Origin of the sequence: Pseudoalteromonas sp. 1CM17D, from assembly GCF_023161805.1 — a bacterium.
Classification (GTDB): Bacteria; Pseudomonadota; Gammaproteobacteria; order Enterobacterales; family Alteromonadaceae; genus Pseudoalteromonas; species Pseudoalteromonas atlantica.
In genome coordinates this window covers 182,321-200,131 of the sequence record NZ_JALNTP010000001.1, presented here as the reverse complement: position 1 = coordinate 200,131, position 17,811 = coordinate 182,321, and the positions used below count along the sequence as shown (strand labels likewise).

At 40.2% G+C, this 17,811-nt stretch carries 17 protein-coding genes; 11 read left to right on the top strand and 6 right to left on the bottom strand.

Translation table 11 applies throughout. The features are described 5' to 3' along the window. Nucleotides 1-219: 219 nt before the first annotated feature. The 5 genes from MSC25_RS00880 (at nucleotide 220) to MSC25_RS00860 (ending at nucleotide 6,614) form a co-directional block, all read left to right on the top strand. Nucleotides 220-876: a carbonic anhydrase gene (locus tag MSC25_RS00880; RefSeq protein ID WP_055255729.1), complete on the top strand. Its 657-nt coding sequence runs from the start codon at nucleotides 220-222 to the stop codon at nucleotides 874-876. 420 nt (nucleotides 877-1,296) lie between these two features. Further along, on the top strand, nucleotides 1,297-3,873 hold the full coding sequence (nirB, locus tag MSC25_RS00875) for a nitrite reductase large subunit NirB (protein WP_248442133.1): 2,577 nt from the start codon (nucleotides 1,297-1,299) through the stop codon (nucleotides 3,871-3,873). Further along, nucleotides 3,860-4,213: a nitrite reductase small subunit NirD gene (nirD, locus tag MSC25_RS00870; protein ID WP_138541236.1), complete on the top strand. Its 354-nt coding sequence runs from the start codon at nucleotides 3,860-3,862 to the stop codon at nucleotides 4,211-4,213. The genes nirB and nirD overlap by 14 nt, the downstream gene beginning before the upstream one ends. An 11-nt stretch (nucleotides 4,214-4,224) precedes the next feature. Further along, entirely contained in the window at nucleotides 4,225-5,091 is an 867-nt protein-coding gene (gene cobA, locus MSC25_RS00865) for a uroporphyrinogen-III C-methyltransferase (protein WP_248442132.1), read from the top strand. A gap of 269 nt (nucleotides 5,092-5,360) precedes the next feature. Further along, a complete protein-coding gene (locus MSC25_RS00860) occupies nucleotides 5,361-6,614 on the top strand; it encodes a nitrate regulatory protein (RefSeq protein ID WP_248442131.1) in 1,254 nt (417 codons plus the stop codon). 31 nt (nucleotides 6,615-6,645) lie between these two features. On the opposite strand, the gene lepB is transcribed toward MSC25_RS00860, so the two are convergent. The 4 genes from lepB to aceK all read right to left on the bottom strand — a co-directional run bounded on the left by lepB (nucleotide 6,646) and on the right by aceK (nucleotide 10,896). Next, nucleotides 6,646-7,296 carry a signal peptidase I gene (gene lepB, locus MSC25_RS00855; RefSeq protein ID WP_004586775.1) on the bottom strand — a complete coding sequence of 217 codons (651 nt, stop codon included), beginning with the start codon at nucleotides 7,294-7,296 and terminating at the stop codon, nucleotides 6,646-6,648. Between the two features lie 138 nt (nucleotides 7,297-7,434). Further along, nucleotides 7,435-7,689: a DUF2999 family protein gene (locus tag MSC25_RS00850; protein WP_004586776.1), complete on the bottom strand. Its 255-nt coding sequence runs from the start codon at nucleotides 7,687-7,689 to the stop codon at nucleotides 7,435-7,437. Between the two features lie 103 nt (nucleotides 7,690-7,792). Next, nucleotides 7,793-8,755: a zinc-binding dehydrogenase gene (locus MSC25_RS00845; RefSeq protein ID WP_248442130.1), complete on the bottom strand. Its 963-nt coding sequence runs from the start codon at nucleotides 8,753-8,755 to the stop codon at nucleotides 7,793-7,795. 365 nt (nucleotides 8,756-9,120) lie between these two features. Beyond that, a complete protein-coding gene (gene aceK, locus MSC25_RS00840; protein ID WP_248442129.1) occupies nucleotides 9,121-10,896 on the bottom strand; it encodes a bifunctional isocitrate dehydrogenase kinase/phosphatase in 1,776 nt (591 codons plus the stop codon). A gap of 117 nt (nucleotides 10,897-11,013) precedes the next feature. On the opposite strand from aceK, the gene MSC25_RS00835 reads away from it, so the two are divergent. The 3 genes from MSC25_RS00835 (at nucleotide 11,014) to MSC25_RS00825 (ending at nucleotide 13,491) form a co-directional block, all read left to right on the top strand. Further along, on the top strand, nucleotides 11,014-11,961 hold the full coding sequence (locus MSC25_RS00835) for a LysR family transcriptional regulator (protein WP_248442128.1): 948 nt from the start codon (nucleotides 11,014-11,016) through the stop codon (nucleotides 11,959-11,961). A gap of 196 nt (nucleotides 11,962-12,157) precedes the next feature. Then, on the top strand, nucleotides 12,158-12,460 hold the full coding sequence (locus MSC25_RS00830; RefSeq protein ID WP_055255712.1) for a hypothetical protein: 303 nt from the start codon (nucleotides 12,158-12,160) through the stop codon (nucleotides 12,458-12,460). 599 nt (nucleotides 12,461-13,059) lie between these two features. Beyond that, nucleotides 13,060-13,491: a hypothetical protein gene (locus MSC25_RS00825; RefSeq protein WP_004586781.1), complete on the top strand. Its 432-nt coding sequence runs from the start codon at nucleotides 13,060-13,062 to the stop codon at nucleotides 13,489-13,491. A gap of 12 nt (nucleotides 13,492-13,503) precedes the next feature. On the opposite strand, the gene icd is transcribed toward MSC25_RS00825, so the two are convergent. Next, nucleotides 13,504-14,754, bottom strand: a complete 1,251-nt coding sequence (icd, locus tag MSC25_RS00820; protein WP_121637579.1) for an NADP-dependent isocitrate dehydrogenase — start codon at nucleotides 14,752-14,754, stop codon at nucleotides 13,504-13,506. A 167-nt stretch (nucleotides 14,755-14,921) separates the two neighbouring features. Here icd and MSC25_RS00815 point away from each other — a divergent pair, with 167 nt between their 5' ends. Further along, nucleotides 14,922-15,725 (top strand): hypothetical protein, encoded by an 804-nt coding sequence (locus tag MSC25_RS00815; protein ID WP_248442127.1) that lies wholly within the window; start codon nucleotides 14,922-14,924, stop codon nucleotides 15,723-15,725. Here the strand turns inward: MSC25_RS00815 and MSC25_RS00810 are convergent. Further along, nucleotides 15,722-16,267 (bottom strand): dienelactone hydrolase family protein, encoded by a 546-nt coding sequence (locus MSC25_RS00810; RefSeq protein ID WP_248442126.1) that lies wholly within the window; start codon nucleotides 16,265-16,267, stop codon nucleotides 15,722-15,724. The genes MSC25_RS00815 and MSC25_RS00810 overlap by 4 nt on opposite strands. A gap of 371 nt (nucleotides 16,268-16,638) precedes the next feature. On the opposite strand from MSC25_RS00810, the gene MSC25_RS00805 reads away from it, so the two are divergent. Together MSC25_RS00805 and MSC25_RS00800 are read left to right on the top strand one after the other, a co-directional pair. Next, complete coding sequence (locus tag MSC25_RS00805) at nucleotides 16,639-16,806, top strand: hypothetical protein (RefSeq protein ID WP_024033460.1); 168 nt, start codon at nucleotides 16,639-16,641, stop codon at nucleotides 16,804-16,806. 131 nt (nucleotides 16,807-16,937) lie between these two features. After that, nucleotides 16,938-17,798 carry a transporter substrate-binding domain-containing protein gene (locus MSC25_RS00800; RefSeq protein WP_029772692.1) on the top strand — a complete coding sequence of 287 codons (861 nt, stop codon included), beginning with the start codon at nucleotides 16,938-16,940 and terminating at the stop codon, nucleotides 17,796-17,798. Nucleotides 17,799-17,811 lie beyond the last annotated feature (13 nt).

Here is a 17,811-nt window from a genome sequence, read left to right as displayed (position 1 = left end):
CCACTTAACGCCTTTTATTTTACTCGAAGTCTCTGCTAGCTACGCTTATGTATACGCTAATCACTGCATGTACGTGTGTCGCCCTTTGATCGTGCGCATGAAATTTATTAAACAGTGTAATAGTACAAAACAAACAAGAACAAAGTTATAATGGCGCTAATTTGTCAGGCGAATAAAGCTATAAATAACACGATTAAATTACACCAATAGGAGTTGTACATGGAACATATTATTTCGGGCGTGGCTAAGTTTCAAAAAGAAGTTTACCCATCAAAAAAAGCAGCGTTTCAAAAACTAGCCAATGGTCAAAACCCAGAAGTGTTATTTATCACCTGTGCCGACTCGCGTATCGATCCTAACTTAGTGACTCAAACTGAACCCGGTGAATTATTTATTTGTCGTAACGCGGGCAATATTATCCCGCCACATAGTAATCAAACCGGCGGTATGACAGCCTCAATTGAATTTGCGGTGGCTGCACTGGGCGTATCGCACATTATTATTTGTGGGCACTCGGATTGTGGCGCAATGAAAGGCGCTATAAATACTGAAGGTTTATCAAGCTTACCGCACGTTAAAGAGTGGCTTGGCCACAGCCGCGTAGCAACTGAAGTTGTAAAAGAAAAATGCGGTTGCGCAGAGCTAAACAATAACGACCACCTAGGCTTAGTAATTGAAGAAAACGTAGTACAACAATTACAGCATATAAAAACACACCCTGCTGTGGCTGCAAAAATTGCAACTGGTCAAGTTAAGCTACACGGTTGGGTATATGATATAGAATCTGCAGAAATTAAAACCTACGATGAAGCAACGGGCAGCTTTAAACCTGTTGAAGATACCGATGTAGAAACCCTAGCAAAACAAAGCAAGTAAAGCCGCTTTACAGAATTAATGCGCTTACTGTTATTTTTATCTCAAAATAACAAAGCGCATTTTTTATTTATAGCCTAAACGCTTACCCCTCGTTTTTAGTTAACGGCACAAATGCACTTTTGCTGACTAAACACCACATTGTAGACTCATTTTGTGCACTCCCATAGTGCTGGCACCGCACCAAAACAACTCAAATATGCGTAAGTAAAACCATTTAAAAGTAATGTAGCTATTAAAAAACAAACACTTATAAAAGTGGCCGTGTTTTTGCTTATATGATAACCATACCGTTCGTTATTAAAACGACACACATTTAGGTTGTTATGACCACAGGCAAAGAAGCCCGCTCGCAGTTGCATTAATTTGTAACTGTGGCGGGCTTTTTTGTTTTTAAATTAAACCGTCATTGAGGGGATACCAATGCAAACACCAACAAAAATACTCATTATTGGTAATGGGATGGTTGGGCACCATTTTGTAGAGCAAATGCGCCAAAGCGACGCTGACGCGCACATTACCGTACTGTGTGGAGAAGCAAATTTAGCTTATGACCGTGTTTACTTATCCAGCGTGTTTGATGGTAAAACAGCCGCCGATTTAGCCCTAACCACCTTTGATAATTATCAGCAGTTAAATATAAATGTGCATACTAACCAGTGGGTTAATGAAATAGATAAAACAAACAAGGTAGTTAGCACTCAAACCGGTGATAAATTTAATTACGATAAACTTATTTTAGCAACAGGGTCGTACCCGTTTGTGCCGCCAATTAAAGGGAATGAGCAACCCCATTGCTTGGTTTACCGTACCCTAGAAGATTTAGAGAAAATAAAAGCAAGCGCTGCACAAAGTAAAAGTGGCGTAGTGATAGGTGGCGGCTTATTAGGGCTTGAAGCAGCTAATGCAATTAAGCAACTTGGGCTTGATACTCATGTAGTTGAGTTTGCACCCCAACTCATGGCGGTACAACTTGATGAACAAGGTGGCACGCTGTTAAAAAACAAAATTGAAAAATTGGGCGTAAGCGTGCATACCGCTAAAGCCACCAGCGAAATAGTAAAAGGCGAAACGAGCCGTTACAGACTAAATTTTTCAGATGACACGTTTTTAGAAACCGACTTAATTTTGTTCTCGGCCGGTATTCGCCCATACGATGAGCTTGGCAAAGTGGCCGAACTTGAATTAGGGCAACGTGGCGGCATTGTAATAAATAACCAATGCCAGACATCAAACCCAGATATATATGCTATTGGCGAATGTGCCTTGTGGGACAAAAAGCTTTTTGGCCTAGTCGCTCCGGGTTATAACATGGCTCGCGTGGTTGCAAGCCAACTTACAGGCGGCGAACTTGAGTTTTTAGGTGCCGATATGAGCACAAAATTAAAACTACTCGGGGTAGAGGTAGGCTCAATTGGCGATGCCCACGCTAAAACCCCCGATTGCAAAGAGTTAATTTATCAAGATCCTATTCGTGATTGTTATAAAAAAATTATTTTAAATGAGGCAGGTAACAAGTTATTAGGCGCAGTACTTGTTGGCGATACTAGCGATTACGACACACTGTTGCAGTACATGTTAAACGACATGGAATTACCCGCACACCCTGAGTGCCTCATTTTACCTGATAGCGAAGGAGCGCCTGTTTTAGCGGGAAATGCCCTGCCCGATACTGCCACTATTTGTTCGTGCCACAATGTAAGCAAAGGCGACATTGTGGGTGCAATTGATGGCGGCTCATGCGATTTATCTGCAGTTAAAGCTTGCACCAAAGCCGCCAGCGGCTGTGGTGGTTGTGCCGCATTATTAAAATCGGTAGTCGACAGTGAACTTCAAAGCCGTGGGGTTGAAGTTAACAACCATGTGTGTGAACACTTTGCTTTTTCGCGCCAAGAGTTACTGCATTTAGTAAAAGTAGAAAGCATTAAAACTTTTGATGATTTGCTCGCTAAACATGGCAGCGGTCATCACGGCTGCGAAATATGCAAACCTGCCGTGGCCTCTATTTTAGCTTCAACGTGGAATGAGTTTATTTTAGAACCCGCTCATGTTGGCCTGCAAGACACCAACGACACTTACCTTGCAAATATGCAAAAAGAAGGCTCTTACTCTGTCGTTCCCCGTATAGCGGGTGGCGAAATTACGCCCGACAAACTTATTGTTATTGGCCAAGTTGCCAAAGACTTTAACCTGTACTGTAAAGTAACCGGTGGGCAGCGTATCGACTTATTTGGCGCACGCCTTGAAGAGCTCCCTATTATTTGGGAAAGACTTATTGCAGCCGGTTTTGAAACCGGTCACGCTTATGGTAAATCGCTCAGAACCGTTAAATCGTGTGTTGGCAGTACGTGGTGTCGCTATGGCGTACAAGACAGTGTTGGCCACGCGATTGCGATTGAAAACCGCTACAAAGGTTTACGCGCCCCGCATAAATTTAAAATGGCCGTATCGGGTTGTACTCGCGAATGCGCTGAGGCACAAAGCAAAGATATAGGCGTAATAGCAACCGAAAATGGCTGGAACTTATACGTATGTGGAAATGGCGGTATGCGCCCGCGCCATGCTGATTTATTTGCTACCGATTTAGATACCGAAACACTCATTAAATACATTGACCGCGTGATCATGTTTTACATTAAAACCGCCGATAAACTGCAGCGCACCTCAGTGTGGATGGAAAATTTAGAGGGTGGGTTAGAGTATTTAAAAAGCGTAGTAATAGACGACAGCCTAGGTATTTGCCATGAGCTTGAAACCCAAATGGCGCTTATAACTAAAACTTATGCCTGCGAATGGAAAAAAGCAGTCGAAAGTCCAGAGGCATCAAAACGGTTCCGCCAATTTATTAATAGCCCAGATGCCGATAGCAATATTTTATTTGTACAAGAGCGCAACCAAATTCGCCCCGCCACTGAGTCTGAAAAACGTAACCAGCAAAATTCGACAAACCGTATCCCCGTAATGGAAATTGAGCAGGAGCAAGCTGATGTATTGGCATAAAATTGGAACAATCGACGACCTAGTTGCTAATAGTGGCGTATGCGCATTAGTAAACAACCAGCAAGTGGCCATATTTTATGTTCCACAAAATAGTGAGCCTGTGTTAGCCATTAGCAACTACGACCCGATAGGCAAAGCCAATGTACTATCGCGCGGCATTATTGGCTCTATTGATGGAAAATTAGTAGTGGCCTCCCCTTTGTATAAGCAACATTTTTGTTTAAATACCGGCGAGTGCCTAGAAGCAGAGGCAATACAGCTCCCCGTATTTGAAGCCAAAATAGACAATGGCAATGTCTTTGTTAGCGCTGAGCCAAAAGCCATTACAGCGTTAGCATAAGGAGCAATAAAATGAGTGTTCTTTCGTATTTTTCGGGTATTGAAAGCCCATGGCTAAACAAGTTTGTTAATAAACTCACTCAAGATACAAAGCACAAAGCCAAACATCAAAAAAACGGCCAAGTGTATTTAATAGGGGCAGGCCCGGGCGATGCTGAGCTTATAACGGTGAAAGCGCAGCGCCTGATTGCAGAAGCCGACGTGGTATTGTACGACAGCCTAGTTAGTGAAGCGCTGTTAAATACACTGCCTAAACATGCGCAGCGAGTGTATGTAGGTAAACGCGCAGGCAAGCACTCTATGCCACAAGCTGCCATTAGTGCCTTATTAGTAAAATACGCACAACAAGGGTTTAAAGTTGTTCGTTTAAAAGGTGGCGATCCGAGTATTTTTGCGCGTATTAATGAAGAAGCCAACGCCCTATCAGAGCACAATATTAATTTTGCTATTGTCCCGGGCGTTACCACCGCGTGTGCAGCCTCGGCTTATACTGGTATACCGCTTACTGCTCGCGATGTGGCCCGAAGTGTTACATTTTTAACGGCGCAATTTGCCGATCCTAATAAACTCCCTAATTGGCACAACTACACCTATGTACAAGGCTCTAACAACCCCACGCTAGTCGTCTATATGGGTTTAGGACGTTTAAACGCATTAAGTACTGGTTTGCAATCGGTTGGCTGGCCTAAAACAACCCCTATCGCATTGATAGAAAATGCCACCACCAACCAGCAAAAAATAATAACCAGCACGCTTGGGCAAATTATTAGCGAAAGTGCAGTGCATACATTAACAGGCCCTACGCTAATTATGGTTGGCGAGGTAATAAATCATCAAATGGCTATCAGCCCTGCGTTGCTGCAATGTAGCAACGTATAAATTCCCCCTCTGGTGTTTGCTCTGTGCAGTTTACAGAGTAAACACTTTTTTCCCCTAATTCATGAAGGGCGCAATCGAGTGCAAAAACAACTATTTTTGCACCAAAAAGGTTTATTCCTGTAATAAGGACAGATAAGTTAAAATGGGAACAAATAACAAGTATGGCTTTAAGCAGCTGTTTTAATTTAATTTTAAATTCAATCGAAAATTTTTTAAATGATTGGAACAGTGGTTGCACTTTATATACAAAAAAGTGTGGAACAAGTCCTATGTTATCGAGCAATCCTCTCACAAAACAGTTTTTATTAGCAGCAAAATACCAAGAAATTCATGCCTTAAAACAGCTTCAAAAAAGCTGTGCATCGCTTACTAAACTGGGCGATTTTATACACCAGTTACAAAAAGAGCGTGGCATGAGCAATATTTACTTAGCCTCTAACCGCAAACGTTTTGCTTCGCAGTTAAAACAACAAATTAGCTTAACAGAGCAAACACAAACGCAGTTTTACCACTCAATTAAAACGACCTTTATTACCGATAACGCCGACACGGGCCACACCCGTTTGTACAATTTAATTACCCATAGTTTGCAAACGTTAGAGGCGCTGCCAGATCTGCGACAACAAATAGCAAATCAAAAAATTACCCCAGTGCATGCAACTCAATCGTATACGCAGCTTATTTCGTGTTTGCTAAATATAATTTTAGAAGCCGCCGATGGCGCCAGCGACCCGCGCGTTACACGATTGCTAGTGGCTTATTTTAATTTTATGCAAGGTAAAGAATACGCCGGACAAGAACGTGCCTGTGGCGCGCAAGCGTTTGCATCAAGTAAGTTTACCGTGGAGCAAAAACAACAGCTTGCTCATTTTGTTCAACAACAGCATCACAGCTTTACGTTTTTTAACGAATACGCCGACGAACACGTATTAAAATGCTATCGCTCGTTAACTGATCACCCCGTAAATAAGCAAGTGGATCAGCTACGCGGGCTTTTACAAAATTTAGATGACGAAAATGCGCAGCCGCTTTCTCAGCTTAGTGAGGTGTGGTACGAGGTAACAACAACGCGTATCGATATTATGCACAAAATTGAGCAAAACCTCAGTGACTACCTTATTGACTCTGCAGCAATGCAAATTGCTCAGGCGCAGCGCACTTTAAATTCAAATAAACAGGTTATAAGCAGTCTTGAAGAACAATACATGCCAATGACCGACGGGCAACTCGCGTTTAAACAAAATACCCCCCAAAATACCGCTGCTAATAAACTCAATAGTAATAAAAGCATGTACGACCTAATCATGGAGCAAAGCCAACATATTAAGCAAATAAACCAGGCTTTAGTTGATGCTAAACGAGTAATAACAGAGCAAAAAATAATACATCAGGCAAAGTATATTTTAATAGAGCAGCTAAGCCTTAGCGAAGAGCAAGCTCATAAAAAGTTGCAAAAGCAAGCAATGGACTCGCACTGCTCGCTTTATAATATTGCGCAAAAAATTGTAGAGCTAAGCGATTAACATCGGCGTATGGTTAGCGCCCAAAACCGCCTTAAAGTAAGGGTTTTAAAAAGCGGTTTTTACGAGGTAAGTAATAATCGTCGTAATCAAGCGACACAATAATACGCTCTGCTTTGCCAAGTAGTTCGCTGCGGGGGATTAAACCAATAACACGCGAGTCAGCACTGTGGTCGCGGTTATCACCCATTGCTAAATAATAATCTTCAGGAATAGTTATTTTATTAAAACCCGATAGCTGTGAAGGCGTATGCGCAACACGAATCGTATGCTTGTGGCCATTTAAATCTTCTATTTTATCTAAAGAATCAATATTGCTTTGCAAGTTATTGTATTTAAGTTTAACGCCATTAATTTCTAGCTCGTTGTTATAAAGCGCTACCGTATCGCCTGGCACACCAATTACGCGTTTAATTAACCGGTTATCAGCAGCTTGTGAGTCAAATACAATAATATCGCCTGTTTGTGGGTCGGCTAATTTAACTAAAGGAATATGCGTAAAAGGGATGCGTATATCATAAGCCATTTTATCGGTTAAGATTCTGTCGCCTTCTAATATGGTGGGTTTCATCGAGCCTGTCGGTACTTCATACCAATCGGCAACTGCGCTTCTAAACACGCTCATCAGCGCAATAAATAAAATTAATGAACGGTTATTTTTCCAAAATTTATAAAGTGGCTTCATACCTAGTCCCTACCTATCATAAGTAATAGTATGACTAGCTTAATAGCAAGCAGTTCAATGAATAATGTAACAAAAAGTGTGGTGATTTTAGGTAGAATTACCAAGGCTTATGCCTTGGTAAGGGATAATTTGTGAAGCTTATTGCTGGTTTAGCTTGTCTTTCGCTTCTTTTACTTTTTCAAAGTCTAGGCCGAGTTCGTCGGTGGCTTCTTTAATTAAGTGCGGCTGAGTCATAACCACGGCCATTAACTGCTGTAGTTTTTCAGGCGGAATACCAAGTTCTTGTACTAATGCCATTGCCATCATTGGGTTTTGTGTAAAGGCTTCGAACAATGCTTTTACTTTTTCGTCGCTTACATTGTGCTCTTTAAGTATTGCTAGTATTGGGTTCATTTTTAACCTTGTGTGTTTTGTACGTATTTTATATTTACTAAATTATATTAGCTGAGCCATGCATTAACAACGCCAACACACGCCTCAGTGTTACATTGGGTGGTTATTCTACAAGTAATACCACTTTACCGGCATTTTCATTACGCTCTAAAATAGCATGCGCTTCGTTAGCATCGCTCCACGGTAGTGTTTTATACACGTTAAAGTCGTACTTTTTAGTAGCAATATCATTGTAAAAACGCGCAACTAAGTCATCGCGTAATTGGCGTTTAAACTCAATGCTACGGTTTCTAAGTGTTGATGCATGAAACGAAATACGTTTGCGTAATAGCGCTGCAAAATCAACCTCAGCAAAACGCCCATCTAAAAAAGCGAGCATAATAATTTGGCAATCCATGGCAGCAATAGCCGCATTTTTATTTAAATAACTGCCCGAAACAGGATCTACAATTGCATTTGCTAAAAGCTCATTTGCTTGCATATATACTACAAAATCAGTTGTTTTGTAGTTAATGGCATGATCGGCGCCAAGGGCTTTTGCATGCTTGCATTTTTCATCTGAGCCGGCAGTAATAGCCACCGTTGCACCTGCACTTTTAGCCATTTGAATAGCCGCACCGCCTACACCACTTGCCCCTGCATGAATAAGCGCTGTTTGGCCTTGTTGTAATTTACCAAGTTCAAAAAGCGCACCAAATGCTGTTAGGTACACTTCGCTAATAGCTGCACCTTCAACCATGGTTAAATCATCTGGCAATACCATTAATTGTTTAGCATCTATGGCAACGTATTCGCTGTAAGCCCCGCCTGCGCACAAGCTAAAAATACGTTTATTAAGCCAGCTTTTATCAACATCAAAACCAAGCTCAACCACTGTGCCTGCGCACTCTAAACCTAAAATGGGGCTATCCCCAGCTGGCGCTGGGTATTTACCTTGGCGCTGCATGCAATCAGCGCGATTTACACCTATAGCAGACACTTTTACTAGCACTTCGTGGCTTTTTAAAACCGGTTTATCGGTTTCACTAAATGCAAGGGTGCCACCCTCATGAGAAATATATTTCATTAATGCTCCGTATTTAGCCTTTTAATTAGGGCCTGTTAACCTTTCAGGATTAAAATTTGTTCAATCTAGGGGCCATTTAATCGCGGCGCGAGGTTTGTAACCTAGTGGGCTAAGTAAAAACCGAGCAAAGCTTCCGCGTCCTGCTCACGCCCCTTACCTACATCCATGTAGGCAACAAAGAGTAAATGGCCCCTAGGCAGAAACCCTTCGGGCAGCGCCTGTTTGGCATTTATGCTACGTTATCGCCTATTTATGGGGAACAACCACACTACATAGGCTCTGCCTTGCCTAATTACCAAACAGACGGCTGCAAATTTAACCTCGAAAGATAAACAGGCCCTAGCTAGACATGGGGTTAGTTATTTTTATTTAAACCGCCAGCTTTGTTTATACGGGTATACGTCAGGTAAAAAGCCTGATTTAATTTGTTGTTGGCAAGTTTGCCAAAAATCGGCTAAAAACAGATCGTTATGTTCGCAGTTAAAATAGTTAAATGCTGTTTCGTTTGCGCTAAAAAACACCTTAAACTGACTGGGGAAAATGTCGTTTTCTGCTATATCAAAATAACTGTTGGCGCTTAGCTCCTCTAGGTCGTTTTGTGCACTAGGTACATCCCTAAAGTGGCAATCAGTCAATGGGCAAATTTCATCAAAGTCGTAAAAAACAACGCGCCCCCAACGGGTTACGCCAAAGTTTTTCATTAGCATATCGCCTGGGAATATATTTGCGCCGGCTAAGTCTTTAATCGCTTTACCGTAATCGGTCATAACCTGTTGTAATGCTTTGTTAGAGCAGTGATTAATGTATAAATTAAGCGGCGTCATTTTTCGCTCAACATACACATGCTTTAAAATAAGCGCCTTACCCGATATAACCATGCTGCTGCCAATTTGTGATTTCATTTGCTTAAGTAACTCGTCGCTAAAGCGGCTGAGGTCGAACGCTAAATACCTAAATTCGTGTGTATCTACTAAGCGCCCTACGCGGTCGGCTTGCTTTACAAAGTTGTATTTGGCTTTTACTTGCGCTTTGGTGGCTGTTTTTGGTGCACTAAATTTATCTTTTATTACTTTATAAACGTAGTCTAGCCCTTCAATGGTAAATACCAGCATAACCATGCCGGGTGTACCTGGGGCTGTCACGTATTTAAAATTAGTAGGGCTATTTTTAGTAGTATCAACTTTGTAACGATAAAACTCTGTTTTAGCGTGCTTAATAAAACCAATGGCGTTAAATAACTCAAAGCGTTTTTTATGTGGCATCAGCACGCTTAAGTAATCTACATAGCGCGCGGGTTGGTCGGTATCAACCATAAAATAGGTACGAGCAAAACCAAACAGCAAACTTAACTGATCGGCGCCCATCATTACGGCATCAAGCTTTAACCCTTTATTAGTATTTAATATGGCGATAGCAAAAGGCATATTATCGCCATTTTTAGCGATACAGCGCCCTATTAAGTAGCAGGCTTTGTTTCTAAAAAATAATGAATTTGCGTATTCTATAAACCCGTCGTTTAAATTTATAAGCTCATACACTTGTTTACATTGTTGCTTTGCACCGGCCATTAACGTTGTTTGCAAGGCCTGTAAATCTGCGTCTAAATGACCAAAAGGCACTCTAAATGCTTGGCGGGTAATGAGCGTTTTTACAGCATGGTTAAACCCATCTTTAAACGATATTCGCCTTACTAAATTTTCATACGAACGCGGCTCGCTTCTGTATTTTGCTTTTAATACAAACAAATGTACGGTTCGAATTTTTTTATCGTCCCAAATTGCACCAAAGGTAGAATTAAAAAAGGTATGCGCTATGGGTTTGTTTTCATGATTTTGCACCATATCGCCGTATATATTTTTAGCTAGCTGCCATGTTTGCGGGCAACTCAGTTCAGCGTAAGCAATAACTCTCACAGCTTCACTGACATTTTTTACTTCCCGTTCGTACACTTGTAAGCGTTCGCGCATGGCAGTTTGCACATCGTGATATTTTTGTTGTTCAAACCGGCTTTGCGCACCTAGGGTAATATTTAAAAACTGCGCAAACATTGCTTCAAAGCCTGCAAAAACAGCGCGGGCCAACTTAGTAGCAATAACTTGCTGTAGCGCATTATTGGATTGATTAGTTAACGATTTTGACATGATTGCAGCACTTTTATTTTTACCACTTATAGCGGTTATTTTTTATTAATTGTTTACACCTTAGCAAGCAGGCTTTAATTTAGGTAATTAATAAAGCATATAAATAAAATTGATCATATGAATATACGTAACGTCGATCTCAACTTATTAGTGTACTTAAATGTGCTCATTGATGAAAAAAGTGTTTCAAAAGCGGCTAATAAACTCGCACTAACACAACCTGCCATGAGTAACGCACTTAAACGATTACGTGACTTATTTGACGACCCACTACTTGTGCGTGCCGCAGGCTCTATGACCCCCACCAGCAAAGCACTTAGCTTAAAGCCTGAAATAGAGTCTCTTTTAAAAATGGCAGAGGCGATTACTCAGCCCAGTGAGCAATTTAACCCGGCAACGGCAGAGGTGACTTTTAGAATAATGGCAAACGACTACATGGAGTCGACCTTAATTGCCCCCTTTATTACTGAGCAGTTAACTAAAAACCCGGGGGTTAATTTTGATGTACTGTGTCCAAGCGATGTAAACCTGCAAGATATGGAAAAAGGCACTATTGATTTAGCCATAAACCGGTTTAATGGCTTGCCCCGCTCGTTTCATCAAGCCAGTGTTTGGCGCGATAATTACTGCTGTTTAACCCACCCTAAAAATACCTTTTTACAGCACTCAAGCCTTGATGATTACCTACAAAAAGAACATGTTTGGGTAAACCGCGCTGGCTGGGGGCCAGAAGCTGCCGTTACCAATAAGTCAGGCAAGCAAAAACTAGGCTGGGTAGATGAAGCACTTTGGCAGCTAGAGCAAACGCGTAAAATACGGGTGTTTACACGCCACTACATGATTGCAAGTTTGCTATGCCAATCAGAGCAACTTATTGCTACTTTACCGCGCAGGCAGGCTAAATTATTAACCACACATACCGATTTAGTCATTAGCCCAGTACCGTTTCAAATAGTCCCTATTGAGGTAAAAATGATATGGAGCCCACTACTTCACCATGCTCCCGCACACCAGTGGTTACGCCGTGAGTTGCTTGAGTTTGCTAAAACAATTGCTGATAGGTAATTAGTAATTTTCTTTAATTTAAAATTCTGATTACAGCTCAAAATGTATTAAAAAAGATTTAAGGAAAATCACTATCAACATTGATTACTCTAATTATTCACTTAAAGAATTACATGAAGCACTTGAAACTATTGATGCAAACAAATACCCGCAAAGATACAAACGTCTAATAGAAGAGCTAAACAACCCAAAGAGAGTGGATCCTAAGGTTATAAAGCAATTAGAAATAACAGAGCAAAACTCAAAGAAAGAAGCCAAAGCATACGTAACTATTTTACTAGGCTTGTTTTTCATTCTATGGAGCTACTTTACTTATAATGATGGCGTTATACATAATAAAGGAGGGGAACGAGTAATTGCTTCTATCGAATCGAGCCCTAAAAAATTCTATTTTTTTATTTTTGGTGCAATAGGCTTAGGGTGTATAACCGTCGCGCACGGTATAGAAACGATAGTAAAACAAAAAAAAGCGCTCAAAAATAACAATTATGAAAAATAAAAAAGAATATCCTTACCTATGCGAAAGCCGCCTTAGCTATATTTATAGATGTATAAAATGTGGCGCATTTATTAAAAAGGGAATGCACGTGTGCTATCGGTGTGAACATGTTTTTTCTGAAGAAGATGTTGATATTATGATCAAACAGTATCGTAAAAATTATAAGAAAAACTGGCATCATAAACTTTATTTTGTCGTTTTTATCACAACTATTATATGCGCATTGCTCTTTTAAAAATAAAAAAGCGCCATGGTATTCAACTTTGGGAAAATACCACGGCGCTTTTTTAAAATCGTAGAAATAGGAGTGAACCCTACCCTTTATATTTAGCAACCTTGATGCCAACCCACCACAAAAATAAAACAGATTTAAAATCAATCACCTAACTAAGTTATGCTTTTAATTATTATTTAGTGTGTCCCAGTTTTGTGCATTTTTATAGGTTTTTGCACCACTTTAATTAAACATGCTCAGTGGTTTTTGGTTAGTTGTCATTTACTATTGATAAAATCAATGTCAGTTATTGAAAACAACAATTTCATTAATAATACACTTAGCGCTAAAGTGAAGTTAAGCCAACAAACTAAGAGTAATGATTATGACAACATCAAGCTTCACACAACAAGACGGGTTATTTATTGACGCTAATTTACATCAGTTTATTACCCAGCAGTTATGCACTAAAACCAATGCCGCTGAGACATACCAAGCACTTGCTACCTTGGTTGATGAGTTTGGTTGTAAGTGCCGTAAAACAAAGCACCAACCCGATGACATTTTAGAAGTAGATACACTACTGCATGCGTATCAGCGTAAAAACCACCCGCTTTGCCATGTAGATGCACAAACAACCGAGGCAGTACTTGATGAATACTGCTGCCAAGTACCGGCTATTATTGTAGTTGCATTAATGGATACGCTTAGCGGTACTCAGTGCGATGAACCTAATGCACACGATATTTACCACCGCGCTGCACAGCTTACTAATCGCCCATGTGTACACAAGGCAAAAACAGCCACAGCGGCCTAATAATGGAGTTGCTTAAAAATACTCGATAACCTTTTGTGCAAAATCACTGCAGCTTAGGGTTGTCGAGTTATTAATATTTTGCGCTAAATCAAAGGTTACATTACTGCTTTTGAGTGCTTGTTCGAGCGCTTGTTCAATCAGCGTTGCTGCCTCATCCCAGCCCATAAACTTAAGCATTAAAACGGCACTTAAAATACTGCTACTTGGATTTGCTTTGTTTTGCCCTGCTATTCTCTCAAACGTACCATGAGTTGGTTCAAAAAATGCCACATCGTTATTTAAATTAGCAGCCGGCATAATGCCCACTCCGCCAACTTGTGCGCTGAGCATATCTGCTAAAAAATCGCCATTTTGGTTTGTGGTTGCTACCACATCAAATTGCTCTGGGTTCATTAAACATTGTTGCAGCATGTTATCGGCTATCACTTCTTTAATAATTAAAGGCGATTTATTAGCGCGTGCTATTTCAAGCCAGCGCCCGTTTTCGTGTGGGGTAGCGTTAAACTCATTTTGGGCTAAGGCAAACCCCCAACGTTTAAAGGCACCATCGGTAAATTTAAGTACATTTCCTTTATGCACAAGCGTTAACGATTCGCTGTTATTTTTAAGGGCGTAATTAATTGCATAGCGTACTAGGCGCTCAGAGCCTTCTTTAGATATATTTTTTATACCTATGCCACACTCTTGAGAAAACCTTAGGCGCGTTACTCCCATTTCTTCACATAAAAAGTCGAGCATTTTCTCGCTCTCTACGCTGCCCGCTTGCCACTCTATTCCTGAATATACATCTTCGCTGCTATCACGCAGCACTGTTATGTTAGTTAAAAATGGATTTTTTAACGGCGATGGCAATGCACTTAACCCTTTAACAGTGCGCATATTTACAAATAAATCCATTTCGTGCCTTAGCGCCACATTTAATGAGCGAAAACCGCCGCCAAGAGGTGTAGTTAGCGGCCCTTTAATTGCTATTTTACACGCACGTACTGCGTTAATCGTCTCCTCTGGGAACCAATCGCCATCATATAACTTTGCTGCTTGCTCGCCGTTATATACTTGCATCCAGTGAATTTTTCGCTCCTTTGCATAACAGTGTGTAATGGCATTATTCACCACATGCTGCATGGCCGGTGTGACCTCTTGCCCAACCCCGTCACCATTAATATAAGCAATAATAGGATTTACAGGCACATGCCATTGGCCTTTAGCATCAATAGTAATATTTTGTCCGTGCTCAGGGATTTTAATATGCTGATAAGCCATGGTTAATACCTATACTAAAAATAGTGTTACCTGATTAAATCATGCTTGATTGAGCATGTATGCAATTTGCTTTTTATAATTGATATTAGTTAAAAAAATAACGAATAACATGTGCTTAATTACGTAAATAGTGGGTCTAGTATTAAGCGCGTATTTAGGAGGTATAAATGAAGTTATTTTGGCTGTTATTGCTATTAATGTGCTCTTTAAAAGCCTCAGCTGTTGATGTGGTTATTCATAATTTAGACGCACTGACTACTAAGGGTCAAAAAACGGTAGCTACTTGGGTAAATCAAAGCCTTAAAAAAACACAAAATACCTTAGGCCCATTACAACAAAGCACCCTCCCTATTAATTTAAAGCCACAATATTTTGCTTTTGAACCCGTGCCATGGGCTAGCGTAAAACGAAATAATCCCGATGGATTAGAGCTGCATATTGACCGCTACGCAAGTTTAAATGCATTTACAAAAGATTGGACGCTTTACCATGAGCTTTCACATTTATATTTACCACTACTGCCTTACTCTGGCTTTTGGTTAAGCGAGGGGTTTGCCAGTTACATGCAAAACGTAATAATGCGCAACAGCGGTGTCATTAGCCAAGCGCAATTTGTTCAGCGCCTAAACGCAGGGTTTGAGCGAGCACGCTTACAAACTAAAACAAAGCAGCAGCCACTTAATAAACTTTCAAGTGATATGTGGAAGCAACGTGCACAACAGCGGGTTTATTGGACAGGGGCAGCATTTTTTGTAGAAGCCGATCTAGCCCTTCAAAAACAAGGTAAAAGCGTTGCCGCTATAATAAAACAATACCAACTATGCTGCAGAGCTGCACGCACAAGTGCTAAAACGCTCATAAAAGAGCTAGATAAGCTCTCACGCAGTAGTATTTTTACTACCTTGTACGCGCAATATAATACGCGTACCGACTTTCCTGTTATTACTAAAACGCAGTTAAATACACTTTAAATGCTTTTAATAAGTGCGCAATACTCATCATATGCTTTTACATTGTAATTAGTTGAGTAAGCATTCATAAAACCATGCAAAAACGGTGTTTTGTTACACGTAACTTGGCTTTTACTGGCTAAAGCACTTATCACTTCATCTACATTAAAATGCATTTCGGTATGTGGAAAAATAAACGTACAAGGTACTTTTGCCGCAATATCTAAATGATTTCTAATTTGTGAAGGGTAAAAGCCAATCAGCTTTTTTAGGTGTGGATTGCCTGTTAATAACTGTGCGCGCCACGCGGCACTTGCGCCTGCACTAAACCCTATACAGGCTGTTGGCTCTGTAAGGTTATTAAATACATTTAAGAGCTTAGCTACGTAATTGTCATGGCCACAGTCATTTATAAATTTATTATAATAATACTTTTCACTATCAATGGGTTGCAGTTCTCCTTTGTAGGGGTCTATAACCTCTGTATTGGCTTGCATAATATCTAACAACCTCATTAAAGGTGCTGTTAAACCATAAATATCGCTGACTATTATGTAATTCATACTTACCCTTTTAAGGTTAGAATCCATGCGTTTAAGCAGTTGATAAAATTAAGTATAAATAATTTTTAAATAAATAGCTTGCACACATTTTTTATTTAGGTTACCTTTCTTCTCTGGTCTTAAAAAAACCACCGCGGTTAACCTTTTTACCCTGATCCAGTAAGCCCCGCAAAACGTATATTTTAAAGCTAAGTTATTGTACGGCGAGAACCCCTATTAATACCTTGATGATTTTTTTAATATCATCGCAAAAGTGTCATAAAGATCGTCAACACTGTAATGAAGCTAAACACAACATCGTTAATTTATTAACTGCATTTGGCTATAAAAAATAGCGCAGAGTAAATAACAAGAATAAAGTGAGTTTTATTATGTCTTATAAATACAATGGATCTATGATCCAAATTGCCCATCCGGTGCAATCAATTTCTGTAAACAAACAACGTGTTATTTTTAGTGATACACAAGGTTTGAAAAACGCAATGTTCCAAAAAGCAAGCGAAGCGCGCGAATTTGTAAAATGGTTAAAAGCCAACTAAACATTGCGAGCAATTAACTGATTAAGCAGTTAATGTTAATAAAATGTGCCAGCTTTGTAGCTGGCATTTTACTTTGTTGCACTTAATTGACTACAATAGCGATACTTTCATTGTTTTAGGTAGTTGTAGTAATGCTCCGTGCATTTTTGTGTATCACCTTATATTTAAGCATTTCTTCAGTCAGTTACGCCCACACGATTAACTGGCTAACGCACGACTTTGCGCCCTATTACATTTTAAATGGAAAATACCAACACCAGGGGCGTGATGAAAGCGTTATAACCTTACTCGAGCAACAACTTGAGCACATCACGTTTAATCGCCTTGTTATCCCCTCAGGCAAAGTAACGCAAGAACTAGCCAATAAATCAGCCACACATTGCGCCCTATCACTTTATAAAAATGCATTTAGAGAAAAGTTTATTCACTTTAGTGAGCAAAGCTCAACCACGGGCCTTTCACCTTCCATTGCTATGCATAAAGGTTTGGCGCATTCACTAGAAGTGCCTAACTCAGAGCCAGTGTCGTTGCAGGATTTACTAGCAGAAAAAAAGCTCACATTAGGTGTATCTATGAACCGCTCATACGGCGAGCAACTCGACAGCGTAATAAATAACACCCCCGATGTTGATATTGTTATTCGCCCAACGCGAAATAGTTTAGCCAGCCTTACCTATATGCTTAATTTAAAGCGCTTAGATATTTTATTAGGTTACCCAAGTGAGCACCATTACTTAGCTAAATCTATGTACTTTGAAGAAAACCTAACTCAGCGAGCGATTGTTGAAGCGCCACCGCTCAGTTATGGCTACATTGGCTGCACTAAAAATGAGCAAGGTGCTAAAAATATTCAACTATTAGATGAGCAATTAAAAAAAATTAAGCAAACCGAGCAATACCACCAAGTAATGTTACGCTGGTTGCCCCCACATTTAAAACCCTTATTAGAATCAAGAATTCACGCTACAAAAAACAAAAACGCCACTAACTAAAGTGGCGTTTTAA